Source organism: Streptomyces lincolnensis (assembly GCF_001685355.1).
In the GTDB taxonomy this organism is placed as follows: domain Bacteria; phylum Actinomycetota; class Actinomycetes; order Streptomycetales; family Streptomycetaceae; genus Streptomyces; species Streptomyces lincolnensis.
Genome location: NZ_CP016438.1, coordinates 4,565,183 through 4,580,967 on the forward strand (window position 1 = coordinate 4,565,183; position 15,785 = coordinate 4,580,967).

Genomic DNA, 15,785 nt, shown 5'->3' on the forward strand with positions numbered 1-15,785 from the left:
GGGTGACGAGTGACGGCGAAGTGTTGCCAGGGCTGCGGGAATCCTCCGGCGGAAGTTCATCCCGAGGTCACCTGGGAAACGTCCTGTTCGCCTGGCGTGCACCCGCCGCACAGGCCACCCGCTACCGTTGACCGGATGAGCAGCGATGAGAAGCCGGCGGCACCCCGGTCCCTCGCGGAGGCGCTCCGCGCACGGGACGACGGGTCCCTCGCCGCGCTGCTGCGCGCCCGCCCGGACCTCATCACCCCCGTCCCCACCGACCTGACCCAGCTCGCCACCCGCGCCGGCACCCGGGCGTCCGTGGTCCGCGCCCTGGAGCGCCTGGACCGGTTCGCCCTCCAGAGCGCGGAGGCGCTGGCCGTGGCGGCCGAACCGGCGCCGTACGCGGAACTGCTCTCCCTGCTGGCGGGCGACCACGGGGATCCGGCGGTCGTCGCCGCGCTCCCCCGGGCCCTGGCCACCCTGCGCGAGCAGGCCCTGGTGTGGGGCGGGGACGACCGGCTGCGGCTGGTCCGCACGGCCCGTGAGCTGCTCGCGCCCACCCCGCAGCACCCGTCCCCGACCGGGCTCGGCCCGACGGTGCAGGAGGCCACGGCGGGCATGTCGCCGGGCCGCATCCAGGAGATCGTGACCGCGGCGGGCCTGCCCTCCACCCACGACTCGGTGTCGGCGGTGACCGCGCTCGCCGGACTGTTCGGCGACCGCGGGCGCATGGCGGCGCTGCTCGCCGGGGCCCCGCAGGAGTCGCGCGAGGTGCTGTCCCGGCTGGTGTGGGGGCCGCCGTACGGGCAGGTCACCGCCGATCCGGCCGCCCATGTGCGCTGGCTGCTGGACCGGGGGCTGCTGCTGCCGACGGCGCCGGGGACGGTCGTACTCCCCCGCGAGGTGGCGCTGCATCTGCGCGAGGGCCGCGCGCACCGCGAGACCGAGCCGCTGCCGCCCGCCGTGGAGGCGGCGGGCACACACCGTCCACAGGTTGTGGACGGGACGGCGGCCGGGCAGGCGTACACCGCGCTCGCGACCGTCGAGGAGCTGCTGAAGGACTGGGACGAGGGCGGGCCGACCGTGCTGCGGGCGGGCGGGCTCAGCGTCCGCGACCTGAAGCGGACGGCCGTCGCGCTGGACGCCTCCGAGCCGATCGCCGCCTTCTGGGTCGAGCTCGCCTACGCGGCCGGTCTGCTCGCCTCGGACGGCGAGGCCGACGAGCGGTACGCGGCGACCCCCGCCTACGACGAGTGGCTGGAGCAGCCCGCGCCCCGGCGCTGGGCCCGGCTCGCCGAGGCGTGGCTGACGGCGACCCGGACGGCGGGGCTGGTGGGCGGACGGGACGCCAAGGACCGCACGCTGTCGGCGCTCGGGCCCGGCCTGGACCGCTCGGCGGCGCCCGAGGTGCGCCACCGGGTGCTGACCCTGCTGGCCGCGCTGCCGGAGGGGGCCTCCCCGGCCGCCGAGTCGGTGCTGGCCCGGCTGCGCTGGGAGCGCCCCCTGCGCGGACCCCAGCGGGAGGACGACCTGCGGGGGCGGCTCGCCCGGTGGACGCTGACGGAGGCGGAGCTGCTCGGGGTGACCGGGCGCGGCGCGCTCTCGGCGCACGGGCGGGCCCTGCTGGGCACCGCGGCGGCCGTCCCGAAGGCGGCCGAGGAGCCGTCGGGGCCCGGTGACAAGCTGCCGGTCCACCACGTGCCCACCGTCGTGGAGCCCCTCTCCCCCGCCGAGCAGGCGGTCGCCACCGCCGCCGCGGGCCGGCTCCTCGCCCCGCTGCTGCCCGAACCGCTGGACCACGTCCTGCTCCAGGCCGACCTGACGGCCGTCGCGCCCGGACCGCTCAAACGCCCGCTGGCCGACATGCTGGACGTGCTCGCGGACGTCGAGTCCAAGGGCGGGGCGACCGTCTACCGCTTCACGCCCGGCTCGGTGCGCCGCGCCCTGGACTCCGGCCGCACCGCCTCCGACCTGCACGCCTTCCTCACCGAGCACTCCCGTACGCCGGTCCCGCAACCGCTGGCGTACCTGATCGACGACGTGGCCCGCAGGCACGGCCACCTGCGGGTCGGCTCCGCCTCCGCCTACGTCCGCTGCGACGACGACGCGCTGCTCAACGAGATCCTGGCCGACAAGCGGGCGGCGGGCCTGCGGCTGCGGCGCCTGGCCCCGACCGTGCTGGCCACGCAGGCCGACCCGGCCACGCTCCTCGACGGGCTGCGCGCGATGGGTTTCGCACCGGCCGCCGAGTCCGCCGAGGGCGACGTCCTGATCACCCGCGCCCTCGCCCACCGCACCCCGCCGCGCACCGCCCCCGAGCCCGTCCCGGACGGCCCGCCGGTGCCCGACGCGACGCTCCTCACCGCCGCGATCCGCGCCATCCGCGCCGGCGACCTGGCCTCCACCGCCCCCCGCAAGCCCACCGCCACCCCGGCCCTCGGCGGCGAGCTCCCGCGCACCGGCTCCGCCGAGACCCTCGCCACCATGCAGGCCGCCGTCCTCACCGGCGAGTCCCTGTGGATCGGCTACGTCAACGCCGAGGGCTCCGCCAGTCAGCGCGTCATCGCCCCCGTCCGCGTCGAGGGCGGCTTCGTCACGGCCTACGACCACACCGCCGACGAGGTCCGCACGTACCCGCTGCACCGGGTGACGGGGGTGGCGGAGCTGGCGGAGGAGTGATCACTCCTGGGGGTGTACGTCCGTGATCATGCACGCCACGCCGGAGACTTCCCACCGATGAGGGAGCTTGATCGGCGCGGCGCATTCCGGCGGGAGGCGCAGGGCAGCCACCGGGTGTCCTGATCGACTCCGAGCCGCCCGAACAGGGCTCGGGGCATGCAAGAGAGGAAGTCGCTCCATGCGCGCTGCCCGTCGTGTCGCCGCCGTTCTGACCGCCACCGCCCTGCTGATCGGCGCCTTCGCCACCCAGGCCGCCGCCGTCGGCATCGACGTCGCCGGCCTGGTCATCGAGACGCCGCAGATCTGACCCGCCCGCGCTCGCCCGTCGGGCCGGCCTCCGCTGTCCGGGCCGGCCCGCCCTCCCCTGTCGCCCTGTTTCCGTCCTCCGTACGTCTGTGAAAGGCCGCACGTCCCCATGCGCTCCAAGATCCCTGTCCCCGCCCGTGCCACCGCCGTCGCCGTCTCCGTGACAGCCCTGCTGTCCACCGCCGCGCTGATCGGCGCGCTCGCTCCCGAGGCCTCGGCCGCGGCCGCGCTCCCGCTGCCGATCCCGGCCGCCGGGGTCGAACCGCTGGTCACCGAGGGGGTCACCGTCGAAGGGCCCCTGATCAACACCATCGCCCTGCCCTCGCTGAAGTAACCCGGCCCACGCCCCCGCCGCGCACGGGACAGGAACCTGTGCGCGGCGATCAGGCACACTGGACGTTTGGCCGAGACCTTTGGCCTACGGAAAGGGTGCCGCGTGTGAATGGTCCACTCATCGTCCAGTCCGACAAGACCCTGCTCCTGGAAGTCGACCACGAGCAGGCCGGCGACTGCCGTCGGGCCATCGCTCCCTTCGCGGAGCTGGAGCGGGCACCCGAGCACATCCACACCTACCGGGTGACACCGCTCGGCCTGTGGAACGCGCGCGCGGCCGGGCACGACGCCGAGCAGGTCGTGGACGCGCTGGTGCAGTACAGCCGCTACCCGGTGCCGCACGCGCTGCTGGTGGACGTCGCCGAGACGATGGACCGCTACGGCCGCCTCACCCTCTCCAAGCACCCGACCCACGGTCTGGTGCTGACCACCACCGACCGGCCGGTGCTGGAGGAGATCCTGCGGTCGAAGAAGGTCGCTCCGCTCGTCGGGGCCCGGATCGACCCGGACACCGTCGCCGTGCACCCCTCCGAGCGCGGGCAGATCAAGCAGACGCTGCTGAAGCTGGGCTGGCCGGCCGAGGACCTCGCCGGGTACGTGGACGGCGAGGCGCATCCGATCGAGCTGTTCGAGGACGGGTGGGCGCTCAGGCCGTACCAGAAGCAGGCGGTGGAGAACTTCTGGCACGGCGGCAGCGGGGTCGTCGTCCTCCCCTGCGGCGCGGGCAAGACGCTCGTCGGCGCCGGGGCCATGGCGCAGGCCAAGTCGACGACGCTGATCCTCGTCACCAACACCGTCTCGGCGCGGCAGTGGAAGCACGAGCTGGTGAAGCGGACCTCGCTGACCGAGGAGGAGATCGGCGAGTACAGCGGGACGAAGAAGGAGATCCGGCCCGTCACCATCGCCACCTACCAGGTGCTGACGACCAGGCGGAAGGGCGTCTACCCGCATCTGGAGCTGTTCGACTCCCGGGACTGGGGCCTGATCCTCTACGACGAGGTGCACCTGCTGCCGGCGCCGGTCTTCAAGTTCACCGCGGACCTCCAGGCGCGGCGGCGGCTCGGCCTGACGGCCACCCTCGTACGGGAGGACGGGCGGGAGTCCGACGTCTTCTCCCTCATCGGGCCCAAGCGCTTCGACGCGCCCTGGAAGGAGATCGAGGCGCAGGGCTACATCGCGCCCGCGGACTGTGTCGAGGTGCGGGTGAACCTCACCGACTCCGAGCGGCTCGCGTACGCCACCGCCGAGACGGAGGAGAAGTACCGCTTCTGTGCGACGACCGCGACCAAGCGGAAGGTCACGGAGGCGATCGTGCGGCGGTTCGCCGGGCAGCAGATCCTCGTCATCGGGCAGTACATCGACCAGCTCGACGAGCTGGGGGAGCATCTGAACGCGCCCGTGATCAAGGGCGAGACGTCGAACGCCCAGCGCGAGAAGCTCTTCGACGCCTTCCGGCAGGGCGAGATCAGCGTGCTGGTGGTGTCCAAGGTGGCGAACTTCTCCATCGACCTGCCGGAGGCGACGGTCGCCGTCCAGGTCTCGGGCACCTTCGGGTCGCGCCAGGAGGAGGCGCAGCGGCTGGGGCGGGTGCTGCGGCCGAAGGCCGACGGACACCAGGCCCACTTCTACTCGGTGGTCGCCAGGGACACCCTCGACCAGGACTTCGCGGCGCATCGGCAGCGGTTCCTGGCGGAACAGGGGTATGCGTACCGGATCATGGACGCGGACGAGCTGTTGGCGGAGAGCTGATCTCCGGCCGGTGACGGGCTGCGCCGGGACTACCTCCGGCGTACGCCCGCTTCCTCGCCGTACTCGCCGAGGATGATCACGTCGAAGGCGGCGCCGGCGAAGACACGCATCGCGCGCAGGGCGTCGCCGAGGCGGTGGCGGGGGGTGTCGGAGAGGGAGGTCGCGCCGGACGGGCGACCGGGGGCCGGGGTGAAGGTCGCTGCACTCATGTCTCCATGGTCCCTTTTCAGGCATAAGGAGAGCATCGGCCTGTGGGGCGAACCGTCGTGGCCGGCGCGTAGTACTCACGGGTGAGCCGCCGCCCTCAGGGTGGAGGGGCCTGTCCCCTAGGGGACAGGCCGAGGGGTCGGTAGCGGGCGGGAAAACGGTTGGCTTCCTCCGCCCCCGCTCGCCTAGAATCCCCGCTCTTGCCCGCCTCCCTCCCGGAGTGCCGCCGACCGGACGGAAACCGGCCGGCATCTCTCGCAGCACGCACCTTGCAGTCCTTCCGGAGGCACCCCCTTGTCCACGCCCGCCGACGATCCCCTCTCCCGCGAGCGCTCCCACCTCGCCGCGTCCCGTACGGCCCTGCGCGCCATGCGCGAGGACGTCGAGTCCCTCGACATCACCGACGTCACCGCGAACTGGGTCAACGCCGAGGTCCTGTCCCGCCAGATCGACGACCGCATCAAGGCCCTCGCCGACCTGAGCGACACCCCGCTGTTCTTCGGCCGCCTCGACTACCTGCACGCGCCCGGCTCCGACCAGGCGGAGGGCGCTGAAGGCGAGCGTTTCTACATCGGGCGCCGGCACGTCCACGACCAGGGCGGCGACCCGATGGTCATCGACTGGCGGGCACCGGTCTCGCAGCCGTTCTACCGGGCCTCCAAGAAGGAACCGATGGACGTCGGGCTGCGCCGCCGCTTCGGCTACACCGGCGGCGACCTCACCGCGTACGAGGACGAGCACCTCTCCGACCCCGCCGAGGCGGCCGCCACCAGCAAGCTCCTCCAGCGGGAGATCGAGCGCCCCCGCGTCGGCCCGATGCGCGACATCGTGGCGACCATCCAGCCCGAACAGGACGAGATCGTCCGCTCCGGACTCGGCGGGACCGTGTGCGTGCAGGGCGGTCCCGGCACCGGAAAGACGGCCGTCGGCCTCCACCGGGTCGCGTATCTCCTCTACGCCCATCGCGAGCGGCTCGCCCGCACCGGCACGCTGGTCATCGGACCGAACCGGTCCTTCCTCCACTACATCGAACAGGTCCTGCCCGCCCTGGGCGAGTTGACGGTCCGCCAGGCCACCGTCGACGACCTGGTGGCGCACGTCGAGGTACGCGGTACGGACGACGCGGCGGCGGCGATCGTCAAGGGCGACGCCCGGATGGCCGAGGTGCTGCGGCGGGCCGTGTACTCCCACGTGACCATGCCGACCGAGCCGGTCGTCGTGGTGCGCGGCTCACGGCGGTGGCGCGTCCCGGCGTACGAACTGGAGGACATCGTCCGCGAGTTGCTCGCCCGCGACATCCGCTACGGCGCCGCCCGCGACGCCCTCCCGCAGCGCATCGCGCACGCGGTGCTGGTGCAGATGGAACGGTCCGGCGAGGCCCCGGACGACCGGGTGCAGGACGCGGTGGCCCGCAACAGCGCGGTCAAGGCGGCCGTGAAGGCCGTCTGGCCGCCGGTGGATCCGGCGAAGCTGGTCCTGCGGCTGCTGACCGACGCGGACTTCCTGGCCGTCCACGCGGAGGGACTGTTGAGCGAGGACGAGCAGAAGACGATCTTGTGGGCGAAGGTCGTACGGTCGGTGAAGTCCGCCAAGTGGGCGCCCGCGGACGCGGTGTTGATCGACGAGGCGCGGGACGTCGTCGAGCGCACGCACTCCCTCGGCCATGTGGTGCTGGACGAGGCGCAGGACCTCTCCCCGATGCAGTACCGGGCGGTGGGGCGCCGCTGCACGACCGGTTCGGCGACGGTCCTCGGCGACCTGGCCCAGGGCACCACGCCCTGGGCGACGCGCAGTTGGGACGAGGCGCTGGAGCATCTCGGGAAGTCGGACGGGGTGATCGAGGAGCTGACGGCGGGGTTCCGGGTGCCGACGGATGTCATCACGTACGCGTCGCGACTGCTGCCGTACATCGCGCCGGGGCTGACGCCGGTCGCCTCGGTGCGTGAGAATCCGGGGTTCTTCGAAGTGCGTACGGCGACGGGACCGGCGGATGTGGTCGCCGCGTGCGGGGAGTTGCTGCGCAACGAGGGGTCGACCGGGCTGATCGCGGCGGACGCGCGGGTGCCGGAGCTGGCCGGGGCGTTGACCGCGGCGGGGATCGGTTTTCTGGCGCCCGGTGAGGAGACGACGGCGCGGACGCGTCTGACGCTGGTCCCGGCGTCGCTCGCGAAGGGGCTGGAGTACGACTACGTGGTGCTGGACGAGCCCCAGGCGGTCGTGGACGGGGAGCCGGACGAGCGTACGGGACTGAGGCGGTTGTACGTGGCGTTGACCCGGGCGGTGTCGGGGTTGATCGTGACGCACGCGGCGCCGTTGCCCGCGCAGCTGTGAGTCAGCGCGCGTCCAGCACGTGCCGCCACTCGGCGACCGCCCGCGTCGACACCGGGCGGTCCCAGCCCCGCGGCCTCGCCGCACCCCCGATGTGGAAGGCGTCGATGCCCGCCGCCCTGAGCACCGGCACGTGTTCCAGCCTGAGCCCGCCGCCCACCAGGAGCTGCTGCTCGTAGCGTCCGGCCTCGGCGAGCAGTGTGGGAAGCCCGGTGTCGACGCCGGCCGCCGATCCCGCCGTGAGGTAGGTGTCGAGGCCGGGTAGGTCGGCCAGCTGCTTCCGCAGCGCGTCCCGGTCCGCCGCGTGGTCGAGGGCCCGGTGGAAGGTCCACCGGCAGCCGTCCAGCACCTCGATCACGCGCTCCACGGCCGCGAGATCCACCGCCCCGTCCGCGTCGAGGAAGCCGAGGACGAACTCCTCGGCCCCGGCGTCCCGCATCTCCCGAGCCACCCGCACCAGCCGGTCGACGTCGCCCGCCGCGAACCCGTCCGACAGCCGCAGCATCACCCGCAGCGAGAGGTCGACGGCGGACCGGATCCCGGCGAAGGCCGCGACGGACGGGGTCAGGCCGTCGGCGGCCATGTCGGTGACCAGTTCGAGGCGGTCCGCGCCTCCGGCCTGGGCGGCGATCGCGTCCTCGGGGGTGAGGGCGATCACCTCCAGGACTGCACGCTTGCTCATGGGACCCCATTCGTCTCGTCGTCACCGGGCCGGCCTACAGGTCTAGTCCAATTTAGCCTACGCCGGTACGAGACACCGGTCAGCCGTAGATGTTCAGCTCCGCCTCCTCCGTCCCCGCCAGCTCGTACGACACCCCGGCCGCCGGCCGCCGCCCCGCGTACAGCCGTACGAGAGTCGCCGCGTCCCCGATGTACCGCGCCGGTGTCCGCTCGCCGCCGAGCTCGCCCAGGAGCAGCGGCTCGTCCAGGTCGTCGAGGTCGGCGTGGAGCGGGAGGTGGCCGCGCTCGCGGGTGATGCGGGCGAGGAGCGTCAGCGCGTCCGGCAGGCCCGCGCCCCCGTAGGCCCCGGGCTCCCCGAGGACCTCCCGTACGTCGCCCGCGTGCACCCACTCGCCCAGCGCGACCCCGTCCAGCGGGCCGCCCGCGGCGGCGATCGCGGGCCCCGCCTCGGTCATGCCCCGCTCCAGTTCGTCCAGCACCCGCGCGGTGGACCACTCGGCGCGTTCGGCGATGTCCCGGTCGTTCGACTCGGGCGAGAAGACCCCCTTCTCGAACCGGCTCTCCACGACCCGGATCAGCGCGGACGAACAGTGGGCCAGCACGTCCCGCACGGTCCAGCCCGGACACGCGACGGTCGGCAGGGCGAAGTCGGCGTCGGGCCGGGACCGCAGCAGCGGGATCAGGGCGTCGCGTTCGGTGGCAAGGAGACGTCCGGGCAGTTCGGGGTCACGTGCGTCAGCGGTAGTCATGACGACCACGCTAGGCCGCCGTCGCGGGCGGCGGGGAGAACCGGAACGCGGCGGGGAGAAGCGGCGGGGAGAATAGGACCATGGCCGATCCCGACGCCCTGCGCACCCGCTTCACCCACGCCCTGCGAGCAGCCCGGGGCGGACCGGACACCCCCGGCCCCGACCCACTCCCCTACGCCGACAACCTGCTCGCCCGCTGGCGGGAACCGCAGCGCCGCTATCACACGCTCACCCACCTCACGGCGGTCCTGGACCACATCGACGTCCTGGAGAAGCACGCGGCCGACCCGGACGTCGTCCGCCTCGCCGCCTGGTTCCACGACGCGGTCTACTTCCCCGACCGCTCCGAGAACGAGGAGCGCTCGGCCCGCCTCGCCGAACGCGCCCTCCCCGAGGCCGGCCTGTCCGACGCGAAGACCGCCGAGGTCGCCCGCCTGGTCCGCCTCACCCTCACCCACGACCCGGCCGCCGACGACCCCGACGGCCAGGTCCTCTGCGACGCCGACCTCGCGATCCTCGCCGCCCCGCCCTCCGCCTACGCCGCCTACACGGCCGCCGTCCGCGAGGAGTACGGCTTCGTCCCGCAGCCCGCCTTCCGCGAGGGCCGCGCCACGATCCTGCACCAGCTCCTCGACCTCCCACGGCTGTTCAGGACGCCGTACGGGGAGCGGGAGTGGGAGGCGACTGCCCGGTACAACCTGGCGGGGGAGCTGGCGCTGCTCGAAAGCTGACCAGGCACGTCGTCGCCTGCGAGGACCCTGGAGATCAGCCCCCGGAACTCCCCGCGCAGGCCCTAAAGTTGTCCCGGCAACGATGCCGGGAGGGGAGCACGACGTGGACGAGACGAACGAACTGGTGGAACAGAGCCTGCCGTTCTGGGTCAGCGTGAGCGAGGACGAGTACGCGGACGAGGACGGCGACGACACGATGTCGGTCGGCGGTCGTCGCAGGGGCGAGCCGGCGCTGCGTTCCGTCCCGCTCGGCCCGCTGCGCAAGAACCTCGCGGAGACCGTCGACGCGCTCCAGCAGCTGTTCGCCGACGCCGAGGCCCGCGGCGGCACGCTGCCGCTCGCCGAGGCCCAGCTCTCCTTCCAGGTCACCGCGAGCGGCGGCATCCAGCTCATCGGTACCGGTCAGATGCAGGGCACCCGCGGGCTGACGCTCGTCTTCAAGCGCCCGTCCTGAGAGCGGAACAGGGTTGACCCGCTACAAGGCCCTTCTCGTAGGGGTCTCCCGATACGAAGCCCCCGGGCCCAAGGCCCTGCCCTTCGTCCCGCAGGACCTGGAGCGGATGGAGGCCGCGCTGCGCAGGCGCGGCTTCCACAAGGTGCAGCAGGCCCAGGCCCGGCTCTTCTCACCCAACACGGTCAACGCCGAGGTGACGGGGTTCCTGGCCGCCGCCAAGCCCGGCGACCGGCTGCTCGTCGTGCTGAGCGGCCACGGGGTGCACTCCGACGGCAAGGACTACCTGGTCCCCGAGGACTTCCGCCCGGACCTGCCGAACCCGATCACCGACGGCTGTGTCGAGATCGACTGGCGTGGCGAGCTGGAGAGCAGCCGCGCGGCACAGGTGACCTTCCTCATCGACGCGTGCCGCGAAGGACTGCGGGAGACCGGCCCGGACGACGACACCATGGGCCTGTCCCAGTGGTCGAACCGCAAGGTCGACGACACCCTGAGCCGCAAGGTCGCCTACGTCTACGCCTGCTCCCAGGCCGAGAAGGCCCGTTTCGTCCGCGCCGACGAGACGGTCCGCGACGGCTTCGACGTCGGCACCGAGCCCGGCGAGAGCTTCAGCCTGTTCTCCCGGACGGTCACCGAACTGCTGGACGGGCCGGTCAGCACCCTGGCCGAGTTCGAGACGGCCGCCCAGGACCGTATCGACGCCCTGTTCGAGGCGTACGGCAAGAAGGGCAGGCCGCAGCATCTGCGCGTCCTCTCCGAGGACGACCGCGGCCGCTTCCTGCTCTTCCCGCCGACACAGGCCGCGACGGGCCCGGTCGGTGCCGAGCGGACCTGGGCCGAGGCGGTCACCGGCCACCCCGCCTGGGACCTCACCGCCCCGGCCCCGGCGGTGGAGGCCCTCAAGGACTACTGCGGCCGGCTGGTGGCCCAGTACGCCCGCGTCTGCGCCGAGGTGGAACCGAAGATCGCCGAGGATCCCTGGTACGACCCCGAGCTGGCCGAACGCACCACCGTACGGGTCGCTTTCCTGCTGTCCCGGGTGGCCGAGGGCACCGAGCTGTCCCCGACCGAGGCGGCGCTGCTCGCCGTACTGCCCTTCGCCGCCCAGACCCACTGGGTCCGCCAGGCCGCCCGGCAGGACCTGCCCACCGCCGAACTCGACGGCTTCCTCAAGTCCTTCCCGCGCCTGGCCCGTCGGCTGCGCACCCTGGAACAGGCACCGTCGCGCGCGCTCGACGACATCCGCTGGTGGGGCCTGCACCGCTGGCTGGTCCAGCACCCGGACGCCTTCACTCCCGCCTTCCTCACCTGTGAGAACCCCGAGCCGCCCGCCCCGGCCTGGGCGGGCGCGGAACTGTCCACCGCCCGGCTGCTCTCCTACATCAAGGAGCAGCGCGTGGCCCCCGCCGCCGTACCGGGCACCACCCGCAGCACGGCCCTGGCGGAGGAGCGGCACGTCGCGCCCGCGACACCTCACGAACACCTCGTCCGCGAACGGCTCGTCTCCGCCCTGCTGAAGGCGGCCCACGCCCTCGCCGTCGACCCCGCCGACCTGCCCGAGGTCCTCGTCGAGCACCTCGGCATCTCCGACAGCGTGTCCCTCGACGAACTGCGGGCCACCCTGCACCGGGCGGAGTGGCAACAGGCAGGTGCGGGCCGCTCCTTGAGCGCGCTGTGCGATCACCCGGCCGTGGAACTGGCGCTGAAGCGCCACGCGGAGACGGTGGACTCCTTGCTGCGGGACATCAACAGGGAGACGACACGGAGGACCGGCACCCTCGCCCCGCTCGCCTCCCTGCCCGCCTACGCCGACGCCCAGCAGGTCAGCCCCAGCGGCACCACACCCGCCGAGCTCTCCAGCGGCATCCGCTTCCGCCTCGCCGACGACCGCGTCCAGGAACTCCTCATGGGCGAACAGCTCTACGGGGACCGGGCGCTGGCCGTCCGCGAGCTGTACCAGAACGCCCTCGACGCGCTGCGCTACCGCACGGCCCGCACGGAGTACCTACGCCGTACGGGCGTCCCCCTGTCCGACTGGTCGGGCGAGGTGGTGTTCACCGAGGGCGTCGACGACGACGGCCGCCCCTACCTCGAATGCGCCGACAACGGCATCGGCATGGGCGTCACCGAACTCAGCCGCGCCTTCGCCCAGGGCGGCTCCCGCTTCGTCGACCTCCCCGAGTACCTGGAGGAGGGCGCCCTGTGGGCCGCCCTGGACCCCCCGGTCTCCCTCGTCCCCGTCAGCCGCTTCGGCCTCGGCGTCCTCAGCTACTTCATGATCGCGGACGAACTCACGGTACTGACCTGCCGGTTGGACCGGGAGGGCCGTCCGGGGCGCCTGCTGAAGGTGACGATCGCGGGGCCGGGGAATCTGTTCCGGGTGGAGGATCTGGGGCCGGGGCGGGAGGCGGGGACCCGGGTGCGGTTGCACGGCGTGGCCGAGAAACCGATGCCGTCCAGCGGGGAGGAGCTGGGGAAGTATCTGTGGTTCTCGCCCTATCGGGTACGGGCGCCGTGGCGGAAAGAGCTGGATCAGGAGTGGCGGGCTGGGGAGTTGGTGGTCAATCCCGGTGAGCGCCCGCGGATACGGCGACGCGGACCGAGCGCGGTCTCGGCTGCCTATGCCTCACCGTACGACTGGGCCGCGCCGTTCGCGGATTCGGCAGTCAACCGCAGGCGCGGACTGCCCAAGCCCGGGGCCGCGGTCGCCTGCCGACAAGGCATGTGGTGGACGGACGGCAACGGTGCCGTCCTGGTGGACGGCATCGCCAACACCACCACCCTGTTCGGACGGGTCGTCGACCTCCGGGGAACCGGACAGGCGCGGCTGTCCATCGACCGCAAGAGACTCAGCGAGTACGACGAGCAACTGGTGCGGGAGCGCTGCCTGGCGACGGTGGACGACCTCGTCGACGCCCCCGACCTCTTGTCGCCGTCCTGGCTGGAAGCACTGCGTTCGGAGGACCCCGAACTGGCCGAGGCGATCGCGATCCGCGCGGCGGAGAAGCGGAAGGTCTGGACGAGCCACCACTGGACCATGGACGTGGGCAGGACGGGCTTCTTCCCGCCGGACCTGATGCTCCTGCCCGCTGCCACCGGGGACTTCCCCTGGGAGGAGACCGTTCATGACGGCATCGCAGCGCTCATGATCCTGTGCATGCCGGAAACCGTGCTGCGCTGGCGGCTGCGGGCCCTGCTCACCGAGCTGTCGACGGACCTGCCGCCGGCGCTGCCCTCGGACCTCGCGCTGCTCACCCTCGGTGGCTTCGACACCTGGTTGATCGATCTCCGCTACTTCACCGAGACGTTCCTGGAGTCACACACAGGTGCGCAGCGCGGCCTGAGCGCGAAGACCGTGCTCCGGGGGAATCACCTGCCGCGGTGGCGGTCCCCGGACCTCCCCGTCGAGCTGGGGGAACTGCTCATCACGACGGCACGCACTGGTCAGCCCCTCGCTCTCGTCGCGGCTCGGCTCAGTCGCCTCGGGTACGACGTTCCCGACCCGGGACCGCTCAGCCAGGTGACCGCCGACGACCTGCCGCTCCTCGCCGCCCGCAGAAGCCTGCGCGTGTCGAGGCGCGTGACCCACGATGAGATGGCCCCCCAGGACTTCCTGACTCCTGGAGCGTGCGTTCCCCTCGCGCATCTCCACCTCCAGGACGATCCCGTCGCCGCGGCCCGGCGTCTGACGGAACTGGGCTGCGTGGTCCCCGCACGGCTCCTCGACGCCTTGGCCGTCCACAGCGACGACCGGTCGGAGGACCGGCACATCGCACAGGCTCTGATGTGCCATCCCGACGCGTTTCCGACCAGCCAGGAGGACGCCGACCGCGTCACTCCGGGGCAGCTGCTCTACGTGTCCGCGCTGCGCCAGGACCAGCCGGAGGCCATGGCGAAGCGGCTGACCAGGCTCGGCTTCGTCGTCCCGGACGTGACACCGCTCGCCGAACTCACCGAAGCGCACCACAGGGCAGCTTCCGTCAGCACCTCGTTGTCCAGGCTCAGCACGCAGGCCCATCAGGTCGTACCCGTCGACTTCCACCACTGGCACGAGGACGAGGAGCAGATCGCCGCGGTTCTGGCCGACTTCGGCGTCTCGGCCCACCAGACCTCCGACAGCCCCCGCCTCCCCGTGCTGCCGGTCCACCGTCGCGTCGCCGCGGCTCTCACCGACACCCACCTGAAGCGCCCCGGCCCCGCCCACGACGACCTCCTCGTCCAGGCCTTCACCCGCCCGGAAACTGTCGACCGGGCCCCCGACGCCCGAGCCACCCTCGCCGAAATCACCTCCGCCGCCCTCCGCCTCCGCCGCCCCTTCCGCGAGGTGGCCGCGAAGGCGACGGAGCTCGGGCTCCGGCACGAGGCGGAGGACTGGTTCGACGCCCCGGCCGGCCCCGTCGGCCCGGTAAATGAGGTTCGTTCCGACGGCTGAGCCCCTAGTCTGCGCCCTATGCGACACATGGGCGGGGACCGGGTGGAAGAGGCCGTGGCAGGCTGCGTGGCCCTGCTGCGGACGGTGGCCGAGCGGGACTGGGCGGGGGTTCCGGCGGGGCGGCTGGAGTGGAGTTGTGCGACGACCGCCTTCCATATCGCCGAGGATCTCGTGGCGTACGCGGCGCAGTTGGCGGGGCAGGCACAGAACGGCTACGTCCCCTTCGAGATCACCCTCGACGAGGGCACCGACAACGCGGGCATCGTGGAGGTGATCGAGGCGACCGGGGCGCTGCTGGCCGCCGCGGTGCGTACCGCGCCCCGGGAGGCGCGGGGGTTTCATCCGTATCCCTTCCGCAGTGCGAACAGGGAGGGGTTCGCGGCGATGGGGGTCGCCGAGGTGCTGTTGCACACGCAGGACATCGCCGAGGGGCTGGGGGTCGCGTACGAACCCGCGGCCGAGCTGGCGGAGTACGTGCTGACGGGGCTCTTCCCGCACGTCCAGCCGGGCCAGGACCACTGGCGCACCCTGCTGTGGGCCACAGGCCGCGGCGACCTGCCCGGGCGGGCCCCGGTCACCCAGTGGCGCTGGAACAACAACCTGGTGATCGACGCGGAACGCCTCACCCTCCAGGGCGTCACCCCCGCGGCCGCCGCCGACCTGGCCGCGGGCGGCGACGGCGGCTTCGAGTGGCTCGGCGACGGCCCCTTCGAGGGCACCCGGGAGGCCGCCGGGATGGTCCTCAAGGCCTACGAAGGGGGCGTGCACCGCCCGGAGTTCGGCCTGTTCGCCCTGGTCCGCCGCGCGGACGGGCTCGCCGTCGGCGGCATGGGCTTCCACGGCGCCCCGGACGAGGAGGGCCGCGCGGAGGTCGGCTACGACCTGGTCGAGGCCGCCCGTGGCAACGGCTACGCCACCGAAGCCCTCCAGGCCCTCTCGGAGTGGGCCCTCGCCCGCGACGACGTCCACGCGCTGTGCGCGACGATCGACACCGCCAACGCCCCCTCCCAGCGCGTGATCGCCCGCGCGGGATTCACCCGGGCCTCCGTGGAGGACGAGCGGACCGCCCACGTCCAGCACGACGACACGGACGGGGAGCTGCGGCTGTACGTGCGGCGCGCGGAAGCCCTCTAGTACCCGGTCCCTGGATCCCC

General features: G+C 72.9%; 12 protein-coding genes. 9 read left to right on the top strand and 3 right to left on the bottom strand.

Annotation, left to right across the window (positions count from 1 at the left end):
* Positions 1 to 135: 135 nt before the first annotated feature.
* From SLINC_RS20195 to SLINC_RS20205, 4 genes are all read left to right on the top strand, one after another.
* Positions 136 to 2,661, top strand: coding sequence for a helicase C-terminal domain-containing protein (locus SLINC_RS20195; protein WP_067434919.1), 2,526 nt, complete (start codon positions 136 to 138; stop codon positions 2,659 to 2,661).
* 178 nt (positions 2,662 to 2,839) lie between these two features.
* A complete protein-coding gene (locus SLINC_RS50050) occupies positions 2,840 to 2,968 on the top strand; it encodes a hypothetical protein (protein ID WP_257785185.1) in 129 nt (42 codons plus the stop codon).
* 108 nt (positions 2,969 to 3,076) lie between these two features.
* Positions 3,077 to 3,301 (top strand): hypothetical protein, encoded by a 225-nt coding sequence (locus SLINC_RS20200; RefSeq protein WP_067434922.1) that lies wholly within the window; start codon positions 3,077 to 3,079, stop codon positions 3,299 to 3,301.
* 104 nt (positions 3,302 to 3,405) lie between these two features.
* Positions 3,406 to 5,049, top strand: a complete 1,644-nt coding sequence (locus SLINC_RS20205) for a DNA repair helicase XPB (protein WP_067434925.1) — start codon at positions 3,406 to 3,408, stop codon at positions 5,047 to 5,049.
* Between the two features lie 29 nt (positions 5,050 to 5,078).
* Here the strand turns inward: SLINC_RS20205 and SLINC_RS20210 are convergent, their stop codons facing one another.
* Positions 5,079 to 5,258, bottom strand: a complete 180-nt coding sequence (locus SLINC_RS20210; RefSeq protein ID WP_067434928.1) for a hypothetical protein — start codon at positions 5,256 to 5,258, stop codon at positions 5,079 to 5,081.
* 292 nt (positions 5,259 to 5,550) lie between these two features.
* Here SLINC_RS20210 and SLINC_RS20215 point away from each other — a divergent pair, with 292 nt between their 5' ends.
* A complete protein-coding gene (locus SLINC_RS20215) occupies positions 5,551 to 7,587 on the top strand; it encodes a HelD family protein (protein WP_067434931.1) in 2,037 nt (678 codons plus the stop codon).
* A gap of 1 nt (position 7,588) precedes the next feature.
* Here SLINC_RS20215 and SLINC_RS20220 read toward each other — a convergent pair whose 3' ends face one another.
* Together SLINC_RS20220 and SLINC_RS20225 are read right to left on the bottom strand one after the other, a co-directional pair.
* The gene (locus SLINC_RS20220; RefSeq protein ID WP_067434934.1) at positions 7,589 to 8,266 is read right to left on the bottom strand and encodes a copper homeostasis protein CutC; all 678 of its coding nucleotides are present in this window, start codon (positions 8,264 to 8,266) and stop codon (positions 7,589 to 7,591) included.
* A gap of 79 nt (positions 8,267 to 8,345) precedes the next feature.
* Complete coding sequence (locus SLINC_RS20225) at positions 8,346 to 9,014, bottom strand: maleylpyruvate isomerase family mycothiol-dependent enzyme (protein ID WP_067445531.1); 669 nt, start codon at positions 9,012 to 9,014, stop codon at positions 8,346 to 8,348.
* 80 nt (positions 9,015 to 9,094) lie between these two features.
* Between SLINC_RS20225 and SLINC_RS20230 the strand changes: the two genes are divergently transcribed.
* The 4 genes from SLINC_RS20230 (at position 9,095) to SLINC_RS20245 (ending at position 15,765) form a co-directional block, all read left to right on the top strand.
* Positions 9,095 to 9,745: an HD domain-containing protein gene (locus tag SLINC_RS20230; protein WP_067434937.1), complete on the top strand. Its 651-nt coding sequence runs from the start codon at positions 9,095 to 9,097 to the stop codon at positions 9,743 to 9,745.
* A gap of 103 nt (positions 9,746 to 9,848) precedes the next feature.
* Positions 9,849 to 10,199: a Pepco domain-containing protein gene (locus tag SLINC_RS20235; protein ID WP_067434940.1), complete on the top strand. Its 351-nt coding sequence runs from the start codon at positions 9,849 to 9,851 to the stop codon at positions 10,197 to 10,199.
* Between the two features lie 13 nt (positions 10,200 to 10,212).
* On the top strand, positions 10,213 to 14,631 hold the full coding sequence (locus SLINC_RS48820) for an HD domain-containing protein (protein ID WP_067434943.1): 4,419 nt from the start codon (positions 10,213 to 10,215) through the stop codon (positions 14,629 to 14,631).
* 18 nt (positions 14,632 to 14,649) lie between these two features.
* Positions 14,650 to 15,765, top strand: a complete 1,116-nt coding sequence (locus tag SLINC_RS20245) for a GNAT family N-acetyltransferase (RefSeq protein ID WP_375141494.1) — start codon at positions 14,650 to 14,652, stop codon at positions 15,763 to 15,765.
* Positions 15,766 to 15,785: the final 20 nt, after the last annotated feature.